Origin of the sequence: Nocardia vinacea (assembly GCF_035920345.1) — a bacterium.
Classification (GTDB): domain Bacteria; phylum Actinomycetota; class Actinomycetes; order Mycobacteriales; family Mycobacteriaceae; genus Nocardia; species Nocardia vinacea_A.
The window spans coordinates 4,636,642-4,655,016 of sequence record NZ_CP109149.1 but is presented as its reverse complement, the minus strand read 5'-3'; the positions used below and the strand labels follow the sequence as shown (position 1 = coordinate 4,655,016).

The window sequence follows — 18,375 nt, the reverse complement described above, 5'->3', positions numbered from 1 at the left end:
GGCCATGCGACGGTGGCTCGAAGACGATGTGATCGGGCACGGCCGCCTTCCGCTGCTGTGCTTCCTCCTCGGGTTCATCGTCGGCTTCCTGCTGATCCGGCTCAGCGTCCGGTTGATCCGCAAGCAGATCCGCTGGTGGCCGGGCAATGTGCGCTCCGGTGGTGTGCACATCCACCACATGGTGTTCGGGGTCATCCTGGTGCTGCTGTCCGGCATCGGGATGGTCACCATGTACCAGAGCGCCACCACACTCACCGCGAGCCTGCTCGCCGCCGGCTTCGGTGTCGGCGCGGCCCTGACCCTCGACGAATTCGCGCTGATCTTCTACCTGCGCGATGTGTACTGGGAGGAACAGGGCCGAACCTCGGTCGATGCGGTCTTCGTCGCCCTCGCGGTGACCGGACTGCTGCTGCTCGGATTCCACCCGCTGTGGTTATTGGACATCAACGACTTCCGCCGCGACCCCAGCACCGAAGTCCGCATCTCCATCGTCTGCTTCGCCGTGGTGAATCTGGGCTTGGCGGCAGTCGTCATCGCCAAGGGCAAGATCTGGACCGGCCTGTTCGGCATGTTCTTCCTGCCCCTACTCGTCGTCGGCGCATTCCGCCTGAGCAGACCGGGCGCACCCTGGGCTCGTTGGCGTTACCCCGGCAGACGACGGCTCATGTATCGGGCGATAGTCCGTGAACGTCGCTACCGACGCCCGGTGATCCGCGCCAAGATCTTCGTGCAAGACCTGGTCGCCGGAAAACCCGACGTGGTCCACGTCCGCGAGGCCGCGGAGGCCGAATTGGCCCGCACCGTCGTCCCCGCACCCCCCGCTCCCACCCATTGGCACCTGCCCTCAGTGTCCGACCACTCCCATCGCGATTGATCGTCGCCCAAGCCCTGCGCAACCGCAGCGCCCCGCAGACGTCAGCCCGGTGTCCCGAGCTCACGAGAACGCTCTGGTGCAGGATCGCTCGACGTTTGCCTCCACCATTGCATGGTGATCAAGCGTCCAGCGCGACGTGGGGGAGGCGGGCTGGGTCGGAGAGCAGGTCTATAGCGGCGATCTTGTCGTCGACGATGGTGAAGGCGATCAGTGAGACTGTCCGGCCGTTGGCAGTATTGAGCAACCCCGCCGCACCGTTGACCAGGACAGGTTGCGAGGCGAAGGCATTGGCGGCGCGCTGGAAGGCATCGAGCTGACCGGCCACCGTCGCGGCGCCGCGCAGTACGCGCATGCCGCCGGGGAAGCGGGCTCCGGCGTCGGCGCGCAACACCACATCGGGGTCGAGAATGGCCAGCAGTGCGTCGAATTCACCGCCGCGGGCGGCCGCGAGGAAGGCCTCGACCACGCGACGTTGACGCGGTAGATCCCGTTCGGGTCGCGGCGCTCGACCCTGGATCCGGCGGCGGGCGCGGCTGGCCATCATCTTCGCCGCAGCCGCGGATCTGCCGATGATGGGCCCGATCTGGTCGAACGGCACCGCGAACATATCGTGCAGCACGAAGGTCACGCGCTCCGCGGGATTCAGTGAGTCCAGCACGACCAGCAGTGCCAGCCCGACCGAATCAGCAAGCACCGCTTGCTGTTCCGGCTGCGTAGCGTCATCGGCGGTGACGATCGGGTCGGGCAGATAGGCCTCTTCGCGGCGGGACTTGCGCGACCGCAACATATCCAGGCAGACCCGCCCCACGGTAGTGGTCAGCCAACCGCCGAGATTATCGATTTCGGCGGTGTCGACCCGGGACAGCCGTAACCAGGCATCCTGTACCGCATCATCGGCCTCGCTCAGCGAACCGAGCATGCGATAGGCCACGGCGACCAAGTGCGCACGATGCGCCACGAATCGGTCTGCCAAAGAATCGTTTTCGCCCACAGGGATCTCCTCGAGGTTGCTCGAAGAGATGACGGCGCCGAGGCTGTGAGTGTGACAACCCGTTACCTTGTCGGGTCGCCATCCGTCACACAGATATGAACCTACGAAAGACCTCTCGCCTGGCCTACCTCGGCGCCACCGGAATCCTGTTGACCGAAACCGTCGTCGGGTCCTACTGGGATCTCGCGCGAATCTCCTACGTACGCGAAGTTTTCCGACGACTCGAATACCCGATGTACTTCGCCACCATCATGGGCGTCGCCAAGGCCGCCGCGGTCGCCGCGATCGTGACGCCGGGCTTCCCGCGTGCCGAGGAATGGGCGTACGCGGGCCTGACCTTCGTCTACGGCGGCGCGGCCGCCTCCCATATCGCCGTCGGCGACGAGCCGAAGGCCTGGCTCGGACCACTGGGTTTCGCCGGGCTCACCCTCGCGTCGTGGGCCCTGCGCCCGACCAGGCCACTTGCGGTCCGACGGGCGAGGAATCGATCATGGACAACGAGATAAACGGCGCCGTCGCCTATGGCTACACTCATCGGCGCGCGGCCTTCGGGTTCAGGGGGATGGCAGCCGGCGGGGTGGGTGAACTCAGCACACCGCAGAACGACCGCCTCGCGGCCGCCGTACATCGCGCGGCCACCCGGTGAGCCGGGCCCGATTTTTCCCGCGACCCGCCGATCTGGCACAATGCATAGGTTGCCCTGGGTGCATTCGGCCCACGGAGCACCCCTTATTCGGAGCATGAACCGGTCGAGCACGCGAGTGCCGCCAGGGTCCTCTGCTCGCGCAAACATCAGAAGGATGAAATGAACACCCTTGACTTCGTCGACGAAAAGTCGCTGCGCAGCGACGTCCCCGACTTCCGTCCGGGCGACACGCTCAACGTGCACGTGAAGGTCATCGAAGGCTCGAAGGAGCGCATCCAGGTCTTCAAGGGCGTCGTGATCCGGCGTCAGGGCGGTGGCATCCGCGAGACCTTCACCGTCCGCAAGGTGTCGTTCGGTGTCGGCGTGGAGCGCACCTTCCCGGTGCACAGCCCGAACATCGACCACATCGATGTCGTGACCCGCGGTGATGTCCGCCGCGCCAAGCTCTACTACCTGCGCGATCTGCGCGGCAAGGCCGCCAAGATCAAGGAAAAGCGCTGACCGAGTAGCGGCACCCGCTCGGCACGAAAGTTCTTCAGCTAGCCCGGCATCGGACGTCAGTCGCGGTGCCGGGCTAATCTGTTCCGCGTGGCAGACGAAAGTGGGTCGATGACGGTGTCCGATTCGGACGACGAGGGCGTGAGCCGCCGCTCACGACGCTCGAAGCGCAAGCAGCGCCCCTTCTGGCAGGAACTGCCGGTCCTCATTGTCATCGCCGCGGTCATCGCGGCACTCATGGTCAGTTTTGTCGGGCGGCCGTACGTCATTCCGTCCCAGTCGATGGAAGACACGCTGCTCATCGGCGACCGCATCTACGTGGAGAAGCCGAGCTACTACTGGGGCGAGCCGCAGCCCGGTGACGTCGTGGTGTTCGTCGGCCCGCCTTCCTGGAATACCCGCTACCAGTCGATCCGGTCCAGCAATGTCGCCGTGCGCGGCGTGCAGAACTTCTTCTCCTTCTTCGGGCTCGTGCCACCGGATGAGAACGACCTGGTGAAGCGGGTGATCGCCGTCGGCGGCCAGACCGTGCAGTGCTGTGACGCGCAGGGGCGGGTCATGGTGGACGGCAAGGCGCTGGACGAGCCGTACGTCCTGAACGATTACCCGTGGTACCCGGGTCAGCAGAATGCGACCTACCCGGCGGGCCGGGTATTCGGCCCGGTCAAGGTGCCCGAGGGCAACCTGTGGGTGATGGGCGACAACCGCAACCAGTCCGCCGATTCCCGCGCCCACGTCAGCGATAACCTGCAGGGCACCGTCCCGATCGACAATGTGCGCGGCAAAACGGTCTTCAAGATCTGGCCGCCCAGCCGGATCGGTCCGGTGAAAGCACAGGATCCCCAGACGAACTGATCGGTGCGGGCCGCAGGATAATTGGATGGTGGGGCAGGGTCGAGTGGCTAGGGCTAATGGCGCGACTCCGGGCAACGGGTGGCCGCCGCGTGTCGTCATGCGTCGAGCCGGCGGGTTGCGCACGCTGGAGGCGGCGCTGATCCGCAGCGGACTCGGCCCGGTCGCCGGGGTCGACGAGGCCGGGCGCGGACCGTGTGCGGGGCCGCTGGTGGTTGCCGCCTGCCTGCTCGCGCCCAAGGCCTACGACAGGCTGGCCGGACTCGACGATTCCAAGAAGCTCACCGAACCCGTGCGCGAGCAGCTGTACCCGATCATCACGCGGTTGGCGCTGGCCTGGAAGGTGGTCGTCATTCCGGCCTGGGAGATCGACTCGATCGGCATCCACGTCGCCAATATCGAGGGCATGCGCCGCGCGGTCGCCGGACTCGGACAGACACCGGGGTACGTGCTGACCGACGGATTCCGGGTGCCCGGGATTCCGGTGCCGTCGCTGCCCGTCATCGGTGGTGACGCGGCCGCGGCCTGCATCGCAGCCGCGAGCATCCTGGCCAAGGTGACCAGGGATCGGATGATGGTCGAGCTGGACGAGCGGTTCCCCGGCTACGGATTCGCCGCGCACAAGGGCTACAACACGCCCGAGCACACGGCCGCGCTGGAACGGCTCGGACCGAGCAGTGAGCACCGCCGATCCTGGCGCAATGTGCGCTTGGCAGCGGGGTTGCGGCCGGTAGCCGCGGCGGAGTACGCCGACGCGGAACTGGCCGATGAGGTTTTGCTGGAGGGCGTCGAACCGGATAGCCGAGTGGCTACCGACGCGGCGCATGCGCGATGATGATGTCAGCAGACGCAGTGCGGCGAGAAGGAGGACGTCCCACCCGATGAGTGCCGAGGACCTGGAGAAATACGAAACCGAGATGGAGCTCTCGCTATACCGGGAGTACAAGGACATCGTCGGTCAGTTCTCGTACGTGGTGGAGACCGAGCGCCGCTTCTATCTGGCCAACTCCGTCGAATTGCGGCCGCAGAACGCCGACGGCGAGGTGTACTTCGAGGTGCGCATGAGCGATGCGTGGGTGTGGGATATGTACCGACCCGCACGCTTCGTGAAGCATGTTCGGGTGATCACGTTCAAGGACGTGAATATCGAGGAGCTGGAGAAGCCGGATCTGCGGTTACCCGAGTAGGCGCGCTGATCAACGCGGACGCGATCGCGTTGGTGCTGATCTTCCGCTGGCCCAATAGCATTGGGCACCGACAACTAGGCGGAGCACGGGGGTTGGATGCCCGGGTTGTCCACAGCTGAGCGGGTATCCACAGGTTTTCTGTTTGCGCAGCTCGGTGTCATCGGGTGTGGGTGTGATCCGAGCACGCTGAGCTGGTGGCAGACAACCAGGCGCTCGGCGCACAAGGGGAAGAACTGGCGGCCCGATTCCTGCAGGCCGCCGGGATGGAGATCATCAGCAGGAATTGGCGGTGCAAGTACGGCGAACTGGATCTGATCGCCCGAGACGGCCGCGTTACCGCGTTCGTCGAGGTCAAAACTCGAACCGGAACGAAATTCGGCGCGCCCGCCGAGGCGGTCACCTTCGATAAGCAGCAGCGGATCAGGCGGTTGGCGCTGGTGTGGCTGGCCGAACAGCACGGCCCGTGGCGCGATATCCGCTTCGATGTCATCTCGGTGCTGCTGCACCGCGGCCACCGACCGGTCATCGATCACCTGAAAGCGGTGTTCTGATGGCGCTGGGGGTGGCGTATTCGGTCGCGGTCAGCGGGGTGGACGGCCAGCTGGTCGAAATCGAGGCGGATATCGGGCAGGGGTTGCCATCGGTGCATCTGGTCGGACTGCCCGATACCGCACTGCAGGAATCCCGCGACCGGGTACGTGCCGCGGTGGCGAATATCGGGGAGAAGTGGCCCGACGGCCGCGTGATCCTGGCACTGTCCCCGGCGACACTGCCCAAGATCGGCAGTGTCTACGACTTGGCCCTCGCGATCGCGGTACTGGACGCGGCGGGCGCGGTCCCCTCCGATCGGCTCGGAAAGACCGTACTGCTCGGGGAATTGGCGCTGGACGGGCGCGTCCGCCGGGTGCGCGGCATCCTGCCCGCTGTGCTCGCGGCACGCAATGCGGGCTGGATGCGGGTGATCGTGCCGGAATCCGCGCTGGCCGAAGCCGGGCTGGTGGATGGCATCGAGGTTTTCGGGGCCACGACCCTGCGCACTGTCGTCGCTTGGTTGCGTGGTGAAGGCGGTCTGGTCGAGCCTGATGGCATGCTGCCCGACACCGTCCGCTGCGGTGGCGATCTGAGCGAGGTGGTCGGTCAGGAGGAGGCGCGGTGGGCATTGGAGGTGGCCGCGGCCGGCGGACACCATCTGCTGCTCACCGGGCCGCCTGGAATCGGAAAAACCATGCTGGCGCAACGTCTTCCGGGGCTGCTGCCGCCGCTTACAGAATCCGAAGCACTCGAGGTGACAGCCATCCATTCCGTCGCAGGCGCACTCTCCGATGACCACCCGTTGATCACCATGCCGCCTTTCGTCGCTCCGCATCACTCGACCTCGGCCAGTGCCATGGTCGGCGGGGGTTCGGGTACCGCACGTCCGGGCGCCGTCAGCCGTGCCCATCGCGGGGTCTTGTTTCTCGACGAATGTGCGGAGATCGGGACCAAGGTCTTGGAAGCGATGCGAACCCCCTTGGAAGAGGGCGAAGTTCGCATCGCCCGCCGCGACGGCGTGGCTCGCTACCCAGCCCGATTCCAACTCGTCTTGGCCGCGAACCCCTGCCCATGTGCCCCAGCCCGCGATGTCGACTGCATCTGTGCCCCGCTCGCGCGTCGCCGATACCTGGGCAAGCTGTCCGGACCGTTGATGGATCGCATAGATATCTGGGTCCAGATGCACGGCCACTCCGGCGCATCGTTCGCCGCCGAGGAAGCCGAGAGCAGCGAGGTCGTGCGCCGCAGAGTCGCGGCCGCAAGGCAAGCCGCAATACAGCGTTGGAAGGACTACGGCTGGGCAACCAACGCCGAAGTCCCCGGCCACATCCTGCGCCAACGCTTCCGACTCCCCCACGAAGCAACCGCCCCCATCGAAGCCGCCCTCCGCCTGGGCCGGCTTTCCGCCCGCGGCGCCGACCGCGCCCTGCGCGTAGCCTGGACCATCTCCGACCTCCGCGACGCCGACCAACCCAGCGCCCAAGACGTATTGGCCGCCTTGAACTTCCGGCAACGGGGCTCGCAGTGAGCGGGGCAATCGAAGACGAGCGCCCGATCGACGGTGCGATCTTCGCGACGGGGGCCGCTGTGCCAGAGGTGGACGGCGCAATCGCCTCGGGGCGCGCTGATACGGCGTACATCGGCACGGCCGCAGTGGATTTCGCGGTGGCGCCAGCGGGTGATGGGTGTCCGAGCGAATCGGCGGGTAGCGGTTCTGCTGCCGTCCGGCGTGCGGACGACTTGATGGGCAATGGTCCTTCCGCTCCCGGGTGTGTGGGCGAGCCGCCGCGCAGCGTCGCGGATTGCGCAGCCATGGCGGCTCGTGGCGGTTGTCCCGCAGTGGGCGCCGCTGGCACTTCGGTGTGCTGCGGGTCTTGCACGACGCAAGCGGTCGTTACTCCGGAACGCGTAGAGGCTGCTGCAGGCGGGGAATCCGCCGCCGCCGGGTCTGCTACCGAGTCGATGGATAGTGTCTCGGGTGGCCACACTGAGGCCGTTTGCGGTGGGCATTCCGCAGCGAGCCCTTTGATGGGCGACGACCACTGTGCCACAGGGGATTCGGACGCTGCATCGGGGCGCGCAGTACGGGCAGGCGGTGAATCCAGTGCTTCGGCATGTGGGACGACGGGAACCGCGGGTGCGTTGCGGTCTACGTATCCGGTCGCCTTGGTGGTCAGCAGGTTGGATGCGGCGGGGCGTGGTGGTGCGCGCCGCTCGGGGCGTGGGGTTGTGGATCTGGATGGTTGGGCTTCGAGGTGCTCGGAGTCGACGGTTTCCAGTGGGGATGCTGATGAGCGGAGGTTGGCTTGGGCGTATTTGTCGCGGGTTGTGCAGGGGCCGTGTGCGGCGTTGTCGTCGTTGATCGAATCGGTGGGGGTGGTGGAGGCGGCGCGGGCGGTGCGGGAATGTGAGCTGCCGGGGTCGTTACTCGGGCCGACCGCTCAGCGGCGGGAGATCGATAATGCGGCACGGGATCTCGAGGTGGTGGAGCGGCTGGGAGGGCGGTTGGTGACGCCGGATGATCCGGAGTGGCCGGCCTGGCGGATGCTCGGGCTCCGCCAGCTCGAGCCCGGACGTGATCGTGACGGGGCGGTCCCATTGGTGCTGTGGGTGCGCGGTCCGCGGTCGTTGTCGGAGTCGAGCGAGCGGGCGATCGCGGTCGTTGGGGCGCGGTGCAGCAGCGGATATGGGGCGCACGTCACCGGCGAGATCGTCGGTGATCTGGCTGCCCAGGGCTGGACGATCGTCTCCGGTGCAGCATTCGGCATAGACGGTATGGCGCATCGCGCGGCTCTCGCCGTCGGTGCTCCGACGATCGCCGTTCTTGCTTGTGGTGTCGACCGGCCGTATCCGGCCCAGCATGAGCGGCTGTTGGCCGAGATCGCCGAAACCGGTTTGGTAATCAGCGAATACCCGCCGGGCACGGGTGCGTACAAGAATCAGTTCCTGGCCCGCAATCGTCTGATCGCTGCCCTGGCAGATGGCGTCCTCGTCATAGAAGCCGGACTACGCAGCGGCGCCCGCAATACCGTGAAATGGGCTCGCCGCCTCAGCCGACCCGCCCTTGCCATCCCTGGCCCGGTCACCGCCGCCTCCTCGGCAGGCTGCCACCGCATGATCCGCGAAGGCGAGGCACTCCTGGTCACCCGCGCCGAAGAGGTCATCGATGAAGCAGGCCCACTACGCCTATCACTACCGATCACCCAGCCGTCCGACCCCAGCGACCGTTTACACGGCGATGAAGCATCGGTCTACGCCGCCCTTCCGAAAATCGGCTCCCGCCAACCCCGCGCCATCGCCGAAAACTCCGGCCTGGAGCTCCCCGCGGTCCGTGCCATCCTCCCCGCGCTAGAACTCGCCGGCCTGGCCGGTATGGACGAAAACGGTTGGCACCGAACCGTAAATCCCCCGAACCAGTGACGACGACAGCTCAGCGCTCTGCGGCGCGGAGGGAAGCGAACCTGGCAATTTGTGAACGGTGCGGGTCACGCTCTGCGGCGAGGGCGGCTCGCACCCGGTACGACGGGGAGCGCGCGCTCGGCCGCGAGGAGGGTCGTGCGTCGGTGTTCAGGAGTGAGGATGCGCCGGACGGTGTCTACGCCGGTCATGGAATCGAGTCGGTCCGGACCTGGGCCTGTCGGTGCCCGGCGTGGTTCGTCCGCTGACGTCGGAGGAATCCGGTCGAGATGCAGTTGACGCGGTGAAGCGGCAGAGCCGGGTCCACGGCAGGTAAACCCGCCGCGGTGCGGCGTGCTGACTTGCCAAGGGGGGATAGCGCGGTGACGGTGGAGCTATGGAGTTGCCGGAGGATCTCGAGGCGTTGCTGGCGGAGTATGAGCGGCATTTGCGGCTCGGACGGAATCGGTCGGTGCATACGGCGCGGGCGTATGTGGGGGATGCGCGGTCGTTGTTGGGGCATTTGGTTGCGCGGTCGGCGGATTCGGCTGTGCGGGAAATGGATTTGGCATTGTTGAGGTCATGGTTGGCGGCGCAATCGGCCGGTGGGGCGGCGCGGACGACCATGGCGCGGCGGGCGTCCTCGGCGAGGACGTTCACCGCGTGGTTGACGAGCACCGGACGGCTGTCGATCGATCCGGGGTTGCGGCTCGGGTCGCCGAAGGCGCATCGGGTGTTGCCCGCGGTGCTCGGTACACAGCAGGCGGTCGCGGCCATGGATGCGGCGGAATCCGGTGCAGTGCAACGTGATCCGATGGCATTGCGGGATCGGCTGATCGTGGAGCTGTTGTATTCGACGGGCATTCGGGTGAGTGAGTTGTGCGGCTTGGATCTCGACGATATCGATCTCGAGCGGCGGCTGGTCCGCGTTATCGGTAAGGGCAATAAGGAGCGCTCGGTGCCCTTCGGAGTGCCGGCCGACGAGGCTATTGCGAATTGGCTGCAGTACGGCCGCCCCGCACTCGCAACAGCCGACTCCGGCCGTGCGCTGTTGCTCGGCCGCCGCGGCAAACGGCTCGACCAACGTCAGGCCAGAACGGTTGTCCACGAGGTCGTTTCGGCAATCCCGGGTGCACCCGATATGGGTCCGCACGGCCTGCGGCATTCGGCCGCCACCCATCTGCTCGAGGGTGGCGCGGACCTGCGCGTAGTGCAGGAACTTCTCGGCCACGCAAGCATGGCGACCACCCAGCTCTACACCCACGTCTCCATCGAGCGCCTGAAAAAGGTCCATGACCAGGCCCACCCCCGAGCCTGACCGCCCATAGAGCGGTGGACGAAGATCTGAGGCGCGATGGGGAGGCCTGCTTTCCAGCACCGTAGTCATGGCCCGGCCGCGCTTGACTGCCGGAGTTGAGGATGACCATCGGAACTGGAGACCGTGATTTGGCGTCGGCCCTGGCTCGGACCAAGCGGTAAGCGCAAAATAATCGCTATTCTGACACGAGTTCTAATATGGAGGATTTGTGGACGCCGCACGATTTGCCGACCGCTCGATGGTCGACGCATGCTGCATTGCTGTCTCGGGGTGGAGCCGATGAGTACGCATACTGTGCTGGGCAAGGAAGTACAGATGCCGGTGCGGATTCGGCTCGCGCATGCCTTCATGGCGACCTACTCGGTGCCGGCGGCGGCAGCGCAGCGGCTCCTCGAATACTCCGGCCTGGAGATTCTTCGGTTGCCGGGTGGTCGTGCCATGTGCACGCTCGTTTTCGTCGATTACGTCGATGGCGACCTCGGGCCGTACAACGAGTTCGGTGTTTCGTTCATGGTCCGACATCACACCGCTGGGCTCGCCAGTACGTTCGGCGACCTGCGTGCCCTGTCCACCGGCGGCGCGGGCGTCTTCATTCATCGTCTCCCGGTCGACGGAGAATTCACCCTGGCCGCCGGCCGCGGCATCTGGGGCTTCCCCAAGGAAATCGCCGATTTCGACGCACGGCACGAGGGCAGCATGCGCCGCGGCGTTTTGCAGCAGAACGGGCAGCTGATCGTCGATCTCACCGTCCGCCCCGGCCTCGCGGTCCCGCAACGCCGTAAGGGTTCCTCCTTCGACGCGTACTCCCACATCGACGGGGTCACCCGCTGCACGCAGTGGCAGATGGAACCGTCCGGCATGCGCGCTCGACCCGGCGGCGCCGAACTGTCCCTCGGCGAGCATGCCTGGGCCGACGAATTGCGCTCCCTCGGCTTACCCAAACACGCACTCATGGCCTCGACCGTCGATCGGCTCGCGATGACCTTCCAGGACGCCACACCCATCTGACCGGGAGTGTGGCACCCGCGATCGTGATCTTCGTAGACGACGAGAACGCCGGTCGTTAACCTGACGTAGCGGAGCGTTCGCATGCGGCAGTAAACCGACCAGCGATGGAGAGGTGCCCGTGAATTCCGACGACGACCATGGTGCAGTCCGAGCCGAGGCGCCATGACACTCCCCAACCCCGCCGAGGAATCCGAGGAGGGGGAGGAGGAGATCGATTACCGTTTCACCCTCGCCAACGAACGCACCTTCCTGGCCTGGATGCGCACCTCGCTCGGCCTGCTCGCGGGCGGTGTCGCGGTACATACGCTGGTGCAGCCGGTGCGGATGTCGGGGTTGCGCCGGACGCTCGCGATGAGCTGCATCGTGCTCGCCGTGATTATCGCGGTCGGTGCGTATGGACATTGGCGGCGCGTCGGTCGGGCCATGCGAAACGGTGAACCACTACCCGAGACCATTATGGTGCCGATTCTGTCGTGGGGTATCGCCGTCGTGTCGGTATTCGCGTGCGTGGTGGTGTTGTTGCGATGACCCCCAAGAGTCTGGCCGCCGAACGTACCGCATTGGCGTGGCGGCGTACGGCCATTGCCGCGATGGTCGTTGCCGCGCTTTTCGTCAATCATGCCGCGACCAACGGGTGGCGCGCCGTCGCCATCGCACCGACGGGGGCGGCGATCACCATGGCAGCCGTTGCGGCCCTGTCCTTTTCACGCAATCGCGCCTTGCACCAGGGGCGCTTCGGCCATGGCGGGGGAGTCATTGCGGCGACGATGCTGGCGGTGCTGGCCGTCGCATGCGTCGCGGCCGCAATCGGATTTACGGATCCACGGCCCTAATGCGTTGCGGGCCGGACATGTTCGGCTGACAAGCACAGGAGGATGGATATGAGCACAGCGACCGAGCCGAGCGAATTCATCGTCGCCGAGCAGCAACGAGCGGCGGCCGCACTGCCTACCGATACGGCCGATCTCGCGGATGCGGACCGCGGGTTCATCGCGGCACTCGAGCCCGGAGAGGTGCGCACATCGGACGGAAAGGTGGTGTGGGACAATGAATCCTACGCCTTCCTGCAGGGAACCTGCCCGGCGTCGGTCAATCCGAGCCTGTGGCGGCAGTCCGGGATGGTCGTCAAGCAGGGGCTGTACGAGGTCGCAGCGGGCATCTATCAGATCCGCGGGCTCGATCTGTCGAATATGACGCTGATCGAGGGAACCACCGGTGTGCTCGTGATCGATCCGCTGATATCAGCGGAGACCGCCGCGGCGGGCTTGGCGCTGTATCGAGCGCACCGAGGCGATCGGCCGGTAACCGGGTTGATCTATACCCATTCGCACGCAGACCATTTCGGCGGTGCTATGGGTGTGACGACGGTGGCCGATGTTGCGGCGGGCCGCTGCCCGGTGCTCGCACCGGCCGGATTCCTCGAACATGCGGTTGCCGAAAACATTTATGTGGGAACTGCGATGGGGCGCCGGTCTGCCTATATGTACGGCGCCGCGCTGCCGCGGGGCCCGAAGGGGCAGGTCGGGGCCGGGCTCGGACAGACCACGTCGCTGGGCACGATCACCTTGATTCCGCCGACGGTGGATATCACCAGCACCGGTCAGGTAGAAACGGTCGACGGAATCCGGATCGTCTTCCAGCTCACCCCGGGCACCGAGGCGCCCGCCGAGATGAACTTCTACTTCCCGGATATGCGCGCGCTGTGCATGGCCGAAAACGCAACGCACACACTGCACAACCTGCTGACGCTGCGTGGCGCGCTGGTACGTGACTCGCATGTGTGGGCCAAGTATTTGACCGAGTCGATCAATCTGTTCGCCCGCAAGTCCGACGTGGTCTTCGCCTCACATCACTGGCCGACCTGGGATACCGAGCGGCTGGTGGAATACCTTTCGCTGCAACGGGATCTATATGGATATCTGCACGATCAGACGGTGCGCAGGCTCAATCAGGGTTATCTGGGCGGTGAGATCGCCGAGATGCTGGAGCTGCCACCGGCCATCGCCGATGCGTGGCATACGCACGGGTATTACGGCTCGGTCAGCCACAATGTGAAGGCGATCTACCAGCGTTACATGGGGTGGTTCGATGGCAATCCGGCGCATCTGTGGGAGCATCCGCCGGTCGAATCCGCGAGGCGTCATGTGGAATTCATGGGCGGTGTCGACGAGGTGCTGCGTAAGGCGCAAACCGCTTATGACGCTGGGGATTACCGGTGGGTCGCGCAGGTGGTCAACTATGTCATCTTCGCGGATCCGGCCCATGCGGCGGCAAAAACGTTGCAGGCCAACACCTTCGAGCAGCTCGGCTATGGTGCTGAGAACGCCACCTGGCGCAACTTCTTCCTCAGCGGAGCCTATGAGCTGCGCAATGGCTCGTTCGGCACGCCGACGATGACCAATGCGCCCACGATGCTCGAGGCGCTGACCATCGAACAGATCTTCGATGCGATCGCGCTGCGCATCGATGGACCGAAGGCGTGGAATTTGCGCGTGGTGATCGACTGGCACATCACCGACGAAAAACGCACCTACCGCCTCGAACTGCGCAACGGCCTGATGGTCCACTACGACAAGCCCGACGGCGCCGACTTACCCGATCCGGATGCCTCTTTCACCTTGACGAGGTCGATCCTGATTCGAGCCTTGTTGGCAGGGGAGAATCTCGGTGCACTGGTCGCCGCGGGCGATATCGCCATTGCCGGGGATCCCAGCGGGCTGAACGCGGTGGTCGGTGTGATCGACGCGCCGGATCCGGACTTCGCCATCGTCACCCCGTGAGATAGCGCTCGCGTGCCGCTTGTGTGCTCTTGCGTGAGCCGAGATGGGAGCGCGACTCCTGGACGGCCGTCGAGCACATCATTGCCGCACGTTCTCGTGTTGTCTACCATCCGGGCAAGTGCGCTGAATTCGGCTGTGCTGCAGCAGAATCCGCTGTCCTGACCCGAGCGTTATGCGGAACCTAGGCGGAGGTCAGGAGCGTGTCGATGTACTTTCCGGCGATGATGCGTTGGATGGCTCGCACCACCGGTCCGCCGAGCCGCACGTACCAGGCCCCGGGGCGGGAGAAGGCCGTGACCAGGCCGTAGACGGTGTCATCGGTGGTGTCGTACTCGACGGCGAACAGTTCCTCGCCGATCTCTGGGTGTCCGGGCAGAGTGCCGTATGCAAAGCCGCGCCGGTCGGGTTCGTCGAGGACGTAGACGACGCGGCACGGCGCGGTGATGCCGACCGGACCGCCGCCCAACCGCACCGTCAGCCGCGTCCCCGGCTCCGCGGTCGGTGTGTCGGCCTCCCGAAAGATGCCGGTGCCCTTTTGCATTCGATACGCCAGGATCTCCGCACCCGCGCGCTCGAACAGCGCCCGCCCGGACCCGATGCGGCGGCGCAGCCGAAACCGGTGATAGCCCGCAGGCAGCACCTCCTTCGTCGCGCCGACCTCGGCATAGGTGAACGGCGGATCTTCGAGCGCATCTCCCATAACCCGATCCTCGCGCCCAAACCGTCACTGCGGAAGAGCATCCTCCGAACCGGCTGCTCGGCCCTGAATTCAAGTCACCGGCTTCAGTCGCAGGGGAGTCGGGTGCAGTAGTCCGAGCGGATCGATGTATTCACGTCGGCTGTGATCGCTTGCTTCTCGTCGCGCACCCCAATGCAGGCACGCCGCCGCCACGCAACCCTCGTGTCCAGCTTCCAAAGCGCCGATTCGCGTTCCGCGACCGACTCGCATGCCCACCGAAACCTCTGCTTGCACCGGCTCGTACGTGGTTCGCAGCCCGCCGGGGTGATCGATCGACACGACCGGCTTGCCTGCGACTGTCCCCGCGAACACCACGATTCCGTCTCCGGCCGCGAGGACCGCCTGCCCATTCGTACCTGCCAGATCGACCCCGCGATGTCCGGGTAGCCAGTCCTGCGCCGGTTTGTCGAATTGCCGCTCGACCGCGGGCCGTGGTTGCAGCGGCCAGCTGAACTCCCCGTGCGGAGCAGCCGAAACCGACTGCTCCGCAACGAGTCCCAGCAGAGCGATAACCCCGAGGACGATCGAACTCAGCCGCCGCCGATGTAGACTGCCGACCCCGCCGAGATCATTCATCCGAGATCAGCGCTGCAGTGGAAGCGGAGCCTGCTGAACCAGATCCAGCAGCCGCGACAGCAGATCGCTGAAAACCCGCGGCAACGAACTCGCCGACCCGGTACTGCCCCCACGCGCGATATCGGTCGCGAGCGGCGCCGCGTCCTCCTCGAAGATCGACGTCTGCACGCCGTCGACCGAATGCCCTTCGAATGCACCGCCCACCCGGAGCATGTTGGGTGCAAGGTCCACGCGGAGTGCGTCGGTCGCGATATCGACGCGGAGTGCGTCGGGCGCGACATTGACGCGGAGTGCGTCCGGCGTGACGTTCATCCGCGGTGCGTCGGCCGCAACGTTCACATGGCGTGACTCTGGGGCGATATTTCCGCGGAGTCCGTCGGAAGAGACATTCACGCGCAATGCATCCGGCGCGATATTCACTCGAAGCGCATTCGGCGCGATATCAACTCCCAGCGTCCCAGGCGCGAGGTTCACGCGGGCTGCATCCGGCGCTACATTCACATCCGGCGCACCAGGCGAAATATTCACAACGAGCGGTGCAGCACGAAGCGGATCCGGCACCCGCGCAGGCCCGCCACCCGCTGAACAAGCCGAACCCGTGCACTCCCCGAACACGACTTCCGATCCGGGGAAGCCCCTGGCAGGCGCAGCGATCGCCGCAGGTCCCCAAGGCACCGCCACGGGAGCCCCGCCATTCCGCGGTGCGGCCGAAACCGGCTGTGCCAGAGCCAGTGACAGCAGGAACAGCGGTGGGATGAGCATGGTCATCGAGATAGCTATGCGATTCATGTTTCAAGCGTCGGCCGCGAAGGACACCCGCAGTACCCTCGCTTCGGCGAGTGTGGACAACTTGCTCGGTTGTGGAGATGGCCTGTTTCGACCCATGACAGGGCGATTTAGAAACTCACCCCCTCAGCCCGTAGACTGGTCGAGCGGTCTGTGCCTGCACGGACCGACTTCGCGCGCCACCCTGTGCTTGTTCGTAACGGCGCTGTTCGAACCGGAGCTCGACTTCGTGAATCGGCAGTGCATGCGGAGCAGGGAATCATCGGCTGGTCCTGATCCTCGTGATCGGGTCCGATGATTCGGAGGCGCCAGGGCGGCGGATCACCGATTCGCCGCGGCAACCGGCAACGAAAGAGAGATACGGCACCATGGCTGTCGTAACAATGAAGCAGCTGCTCGACAGCGGCGCACACTTCGGACACCAGACCCGGCGCTGGAACCCGAAGATGAAGCGGTTCATCTTCACCGACCGCAACGGCATCTACATCATCGACCTGCAGCAGACGCTGACCTACATCGACAAGGCCTACGAGTTCGTCAAGGAGACCGTCGCCCACGGTGGCACCGTTCTCTTCGTCGGCACCAAGAAGCAGGCCCAGGAGTCGATCGCGGCCGAGGCGACTCGCGTCGGTATGCCCTACGTTAACCAGCGTTGGCTGGGTGGCATGCTCACCAACTTCTCCACCGTGCACAAGCGCCTCCAGCGCCTCAAGGAGCTCGAGGCGATGGAGCAGACCGGTGGCTTCGAGGGTCGCACCAAGAAGGAAATCCTCATGCTCACGCGTGAGATGAACAAGCTGGAGCGCACCCTCGGCGGTATCCGCGATATGGCCAAGGTGCCCTCGGCCATCTGGGTCGTCGACACCAACAAGGAGCACATCGCCGTCGGCGAGGCGCGCAAGCTGAACATCCCGGTCATCGCGATCCTGGACACCAACTGCGATCCCGATCTGGTCGACTACCCGATCCCGGGTAACGACGACGCGATCCGTTCCGCCGCTCTGCTGACCAAGGTCGTCGCCTCCGCGGTGGCCGAGGGCGTGCAGGCGCGGGCCGGTATCTCCTCCGGTGACGAGAAGCCGGAAGCCGGTGCGGGCGAGCCGCTCGCCGAGTGGGAGCAGGAGCTCCTCGCGCAGGCCGCCCCCGCCGCGACCGAGGCCGAGGCCGAGGCTGCCGCCGAGGCCCCCGCCGAGGCCCCCGCCACCCCGGCCGACGCCTGATCGTCGCGTTTGTTCACCTTGCCGACCTCTCCTGCATAGGAGCGGTCGGCAAGGTGGTGTTACCACCCGAAACAACACACAGGAGGATCGCCACCCATGGCGACATACACCGCCGCTGACGTGAAGCGGCTGCGGGAGCTCACCGGCTCCGGGATGATGGACTGCAAGAACGCGCTGGTCGAGACCGACGGCGATTTCGACAAGGCCGTCGAGGTGCTGCGCATCAAGGGTGCCAAGGATGTCGGCAAGCGCGCCGAGCGCGCCACCGCCGAGGGTCTGGTCGTCGCCAAGGAAGGCGTGTTGATCGAGATCAACTCCGAGACCGACTTCGTAGCCAAGAACGAGGAGTTTCAGGGCCTCGCCGACAAGATTGTGACCGCCGCCGCGGCCGCCAAGCCGGGCGACCTGGACACGCTTAAGGCGCTGAAGCTGGACGGTCAGACCGTCGAGGAGGCGCTGCAGGCGCTGGCCGCCAAGATCGGCGAGAAGCTCGAGCTGCGTCGCGTCGTCTCCTTCGACGGCCCGGTCGCCGTCTACCTGCACAAGCGCGCCACCGACCTGCCGCCCGCGGTCGGCGTGCTGGTCGAGTACCAGGGCGAGGGTGACGCCGCCGCCGACGCCGCGCGTGCCGTCGGCATGCAGGTCGCCGCGCTCAAGGCCAAGTACCTGACTCGCGAGGATGTACCGGCCGACGTGGTGGAGAACGAGCGCCGCATCGCCGAGCAGACCGCGAAGGAAGAGGGCAAGCCCGAGGCCGCGCTGCCGAAGATCACCGAGGGCCGGGTCAACGGCTTCTTCAAGGATGTCGTCCTGCTGGAGCAGGCGTCGGTCACCGATTCGAAGAAGACCGTCAAGGCCCTGCTGGACGAGGCCGGTGTCACCGTGACCCGCTTCGCCCGTTTCGAGGTCGGCCAGGCCTGATAACGCCTGCGAAACCCCTCGTGCTCCGGATGCGGTGTACGAGGGGTTTCGG

Annotated in this window: 21 protein-coding genes; 17 read left to right on the top strand and 4 right to left on the bottom strand. The window is 65.8% G+C overall.

Going from position 1 to position 18,375, the window contains the following annotated elements:
• Positions 1 to 4 precede the first annotated feature (4 nt).
• Entirely contained in the window at positions 5 to 874 is an 870-nt protein-coding gene (locus OIE68_RS21390; protein ID WP_327101124.1) for a hypothetical protein, read from the top strand.
• A 118-nt stretch (positions 875 to 992) separates the two neighbouring features.
• Here OIE68_RS21390 and OIE68_RS21385 read toward each other — a convergent pair whose 3' ends face one another.
• On the bottom strand, positions 993 to 1,865 hold the full coding sequence (locus OIE68_RS21385) for a sigma-70 family RNA polymerase sigma factor (protein ID WP_327101123.1): 873 nt from the start codon (positions 1,863 to 1,865) through the stop codon (positions 993 to 995).
• Positions 1,866 to 1,960: 95 nt separating this feature from the next.
• Here OIE68_RS21385 and OIE68_RS21380 point away from each other — a divergent pair, with 95 nt between their 5' ends.
• The 14 genes from OIE68_RS21380 (at position 1,961) to OIE68_RS21315 (ending at position 14,081) form a co-directional block, all read left to right on the top strand.
• Complete coding sequence (locus OIE68_RS21380) at positions 1,961 to 2,371, top strand: DoxX family protein (protein ID WP_327101122.1); 411 nt, start codon at positions 1,961 to 1,963, stop codon at positions 2,369 to 2,371.
• Complete coding sequence (locus OIE68_RS21375; RefSeq protein ID WP_327101121.1) at positions 2,356 to 2,511, top strand: hypothetical protein; 156 nt, start codon at positions 2,356 to 2,358, stop codon at positions 2,509 to 2,511. Before OIE68_RS21380 ends, OIE68_RS21375 begins: the two co-directional genes overlap by 16 nt.
• Before the next feature lie 159 nt (positions 2,512 to 2,670).
• Entirely contained in the window at positions 2,671 to 3,012 is a 342-nt protein-coding gene (rplS, locus tag OIE68_RS21370) for a 50S ribosomal protein L19 (RefSeq protein ID WP_011210681.1), read from the top strand.
• A 108-nt stretch (positions 3,013 to 3,120) separates the two neighbouring features.
• A complete protein-coding gene (gene lepB / locus OIE68_RS21365) occupies positions 3,121 to 3,864 on the top strand; it encodes a signal peptidase I (RefSeq protein WP_040693263.1) in 744 nt (247 codons plus the stop codon).
• Positions 3,865 to 3,889: 25 nt separating this feature from the next.
• Positions 3,890 to 4,696: a ribonuclease HII gene (locus OIE68_RS21360; RefSeq protein WP_327101120.1), complete on the top strand. Its 807-nt coding sequence runs from the start codon at positions 3,890 to 3,892 to the stop codon at positions 4,694 to 4,696.
• Between the two features lie 46 nt (positions 4,697 to 4,742).
• Positions 4,743 to 5,048 carry a DUF2469 domain-containing protein gene (locus tag OIE68_RS21355; protein WP_011210678.1) on the top strand — a complete coding sequence of 102 codons (306 nt, stop codon included), beginning with the start codon at positions 4,743 to 4,745 and terminating at the stop codon, positions 5,046 to 5,048.
• A 194-nt stretch (positions 5,049 to 5,242) separates the two neighbouring features.
• Positions 5,243 to 5,599, top strand: a complete 357-nt coding sequence (locus OIE68_RS21350; RefSeq protein ID WP_327101118.1) for a YraN family protein — start codon at positions 5,243 to 5,245, stop codon at positions 5,597 to 5,599.
• Entirely contained in the window at positions 5,599 to 7,107 is a 1,509-nt protein-coding gene (locus OIE68_RS21345) for a YifB family Mg chelatase-like AAA ATPase (RefSeq protein ID WP_327101117.1), read from the top strand. Before OIE68_RS21350 ends, OIE68_RS21345 begins: the two co-directional genes overlap by 1 nt.
• Before the next feature lie 773 nt (positions 7,108 to 7,880).
• Positions 7,881 to 8,999, top strand: a complete 1,119-nt coding sequence (gene dprA, locus OIE68_RS21340; protein ID WP_327101116.1) for a DNA-processing protein DprA — start codon at positions 7,881 to 7,883, stop codon at positions 8,997 to 8,999.
• Positions 9,000 to 9,372: 373 nt separating this feature from the next.
• Positions 9,373 to 10,293, top strand: coding sequence for a tyrosine recombinase XerC (locus OIE68_RS21335; RefSeq protein WP_327101115.1), 921 nt, complete (start codon positions 9,373 to 9,375; stop codon positions 10,291 to 10,293).
• A gap of 279 nt (positions 10,294 to 10,572) precedes the next feature.
• Positions 10,573 to 11,301 carry an acetoacetate decarboxylase family protein gene (locus tag OIE68_RS21330; RefSeq protein ID WP_327101114.1) on the top strand — a complete coding sequence of 243 codons (729 nt, stop codon included), beginning with the start codon at positions 10,573 to 10,575 and terminating at the stop codon, positions 11,299 to 11,301.
• 162 nt (positions 11,302 to 11,463) lie between these two features.
• Entirely contained in the window at positions 11,464 to 11,829 is a 366-nt protein-coding gene (locus OIE68_RS21325; RefSeq protein WP_327101113.1) for a YidH family protein, read from the top strand.
• Positions 11,826 to 12,134, top strand: a complete 309-nt coding sequence (locus tag OIE68_RS21320) for a DUF202 domain-containing protein (RefSeq protein WP_327101112.1) — start codon at positions 11,826 to 11,828, stop codon at positions 12,132 to 12,134. Before OIE68_RS21325 ends, OIE68_RS21320 begins: the two co-directional genes overlap by 4 nt.
• Before the next feature lie 48 nt (positions 12,135 to 12,182).
• The gene (locus OIE68_RS21315) at positions 12,183 to 14,081 is read left to right on the top strand and encodes an alkyl/aryl-sulfatase (RefSeq protein WP_327101111.1); all 1,899 of its coding nucleotides are present in this window, start codon (positions 12,183 to 12,185) and stop codon (positions 14,079 to 14,081) included.
• Between the two features lie 181 nt (positions 14,082 to 14,262).
• Here the strand turns inward: OIE68_RS21315 and OIE68_RS21310 are convergent, their stop codons facing one another.
• From OIE68_RS21310 to OIE68_RS21300, 3 genes are all read right to left on the bottom strand, one after another.
• The gene (locus tag OIE68_RS21310; RefSeq protein WP_327101110.1) at positions 14,263 to 14,781 is read right to left on the bottom strand and encodes a DUF1990 domain-containing protein; all 519 of its coding nucleotides are present in this window, start codon (positions 14,779 to 14,781) and stop codon (positions 14,263 to 14,265) included.
• Positions 14,782 to 14,850: 69 nt separating this feature from the next.
• A complete protein-coding gene (locus OIE68_RS21305; RefSeq protein ID WP_327101109.1) occupies positions 14,851 to 15,396 on the bottom strand; it encodes a M23 family metallopeptidase in 546 nt (181 codons plus the stop codon).
• Positions 15,397 to 15,402: 6 nt separating this feature from the next.
• Positions 15,403 to 16,185 carry a hypothetical protein gene (locus tag OIE68_RS21300; RefSeq protein WP_327101108.1) on the bottom strand — a complete coding sequence of 261 codons (783 nt, stop codon included), beginning with the start codon at positions 16,183 to 16,185 and terminating at the stop codon, positions 15,403 to 15,405.
• 365 nt (positions 16,186 to 16,550) lie between these two features.
• Here OIE68_RS21300 and rpsB point away from each other — a divergent pair, with 365 nt between their 5' ends.
• Together rpsB and tsf are read left to right on the top strand one after the other, a co-directional pair.
• The gene (gene rpsB, locus OIE68_RS21295) at positions 16,551 to 17,402 is read left to right on the top strand and encodes a 30S ribosomal protein S2 (protein WP_327101107.1); all 852 of its coding nucleotides are present in this window, start codon (positions 16,551 to 16,553) and stop codon (positions 17,400 to 17,402) included.
• 96 nt (positions 17,403 to 17,498) lie between these two features.
• On the top strand, positions 17,499 to 18,323 hold the full coding sequence (gene tsf / locus OIE68_RS21290; RefSeq protein ID WP_327101106.1) for a translation elongation factor Ts: 825 nt from the start codon (positions 17,499 to 17,501) through the stop codon (positions 18,321 to 18,323).
• Positions 18,324 to 18,375 lie beyond the last annotated feature (52 nt).

Excerpts from the sequence above, each read along its gene's own strand:
- OIE68_RS21390 (WP_327101124.1), top strand. The coding sequence starts at position 5 with ATGCGACGGTGGCTCGAAGACGATGTGATCGGGCACGGCCGCCTTCCG.
- OIE68_RS21380 (WP_327101122.1), top strand. The coding sequence starts at position 1,961 with ATGAACCTACGAAAGACCTCTCGCCTGGCCTACCTCGGCGCCACCGGA.
- OIE68_RS21375 (WP_327101121.1), top strand. The coding sequence starts at position 2,356 with ATGGACAACGAGATAAACGGCGCCGTCGCCTATGGCTACACTCATCGG.
- rplS (WP_011210681.1), top strand. The coding sequence starts at position 2,671 with ATGAACACCCTTGACTTCGTCGACGAAAAGTCGCTGCGCAGCGACGTC.
- lepB (WP_040693263.1), top strand. The coding sequence starts at position 3,121 with ATGACGGTGTCCGATTCGGACGACGAGGGCGTGAGCCGCCGCTCACGA.
- OIE68_RS21360 (WP_327101120.1), top strand. The coding sequence starts at position 3,890 with ATGGTGGGGCAGGGTCGAGTGGCTAGGGCTAATGGCGCGACTCCGGGC.
- OIE68_RS21355 (WP_011210678.1), top strand. The coding sequence starts at position 4,743 with ATGAGTGCCGAGGACCTGGAGAAATACGAAACCGAGATGGAGCTCTCG.
- OIE68_RS21345 (WP_327101117.1), top strand. The coding sequence starts at position 5,599 with ATGGCGCTGGGGGTGGCGTATTCGGTCGCGGTCAGCGGGGTGGACGGC.
- OIE68_RS21335 (WP_327101115.1), top strand. The coding sequence starts at position 9,373 with ATGGAGTTGCCGGAGGATCTCGAGGCGTTGCTGGCGGAGTATGAGCGG.
- OIE68_RS21330 (WP_327101114.1), top strand. The coding sequence starts at position 10,573 with ATGAGTACGCATACTGTGCTGGGCAAGGAAGTACAGATGCCGGTGCGG.
- OIE68_RS21325 (WP_327101113.1), top strand. The coding sequence starts at position 11,464 with ATGACACTCCCCAACCCCGCCGAGGAATCCGAGGAGGGGGAGGAGGAG.
- OIE68_RS21320 (WP_327101112.1), top strand. The coding sequence starts at position 11,826 with ATGACCCCCAAGAGTCTGGCCGCCGAACGTACCGCATTGGCGTGGCGG.
- OIE68_RS21315 (WP_327101111.1), top strand. The coding sequence starts at position 12,183 with ATGAGCACAGCGACCGAGCCGAGCGAATTCATCGTCGCCGAGCAGCAA.
- OIE68_RS21310 (WP_327101110.1), bottom strand. The coding sequence starts at position 14,781 with ATGGGAGATGCGCTCGAAGATCCGCCGTTCACCTATGCCGAGGTCGGC.
- OIE68_RS21305 (WP_327101109.1), bottom strand. The coding sequence starts at position 15,396 with ATGAATGATCTCGGCGGGGTCGGCAGTCTACATCGGCGGCGGCTGAGT.
- OIE68_RS21300 (WP_327101108.1), bottom strand. The coding sequence starts at position 16,185 with ATGAATCGCATAGCTATCTCGATGACCATGCTCATCCCACCGCTGTTC.
- rpsB (WP_327101107.1), top strand. The coding sequence starts at position 16,551 with ATGGCTGTCGTAACAATGAAGCAGCTGCTCGACAGCGGCGCACACTTC.
- tsf (WP_327101106.1), top strand. The coding sequence starts at position 17,499 with ATGGCGACATACACCGCCGCTGACGTGAAGCGGCTGCGGGAGCTCACC.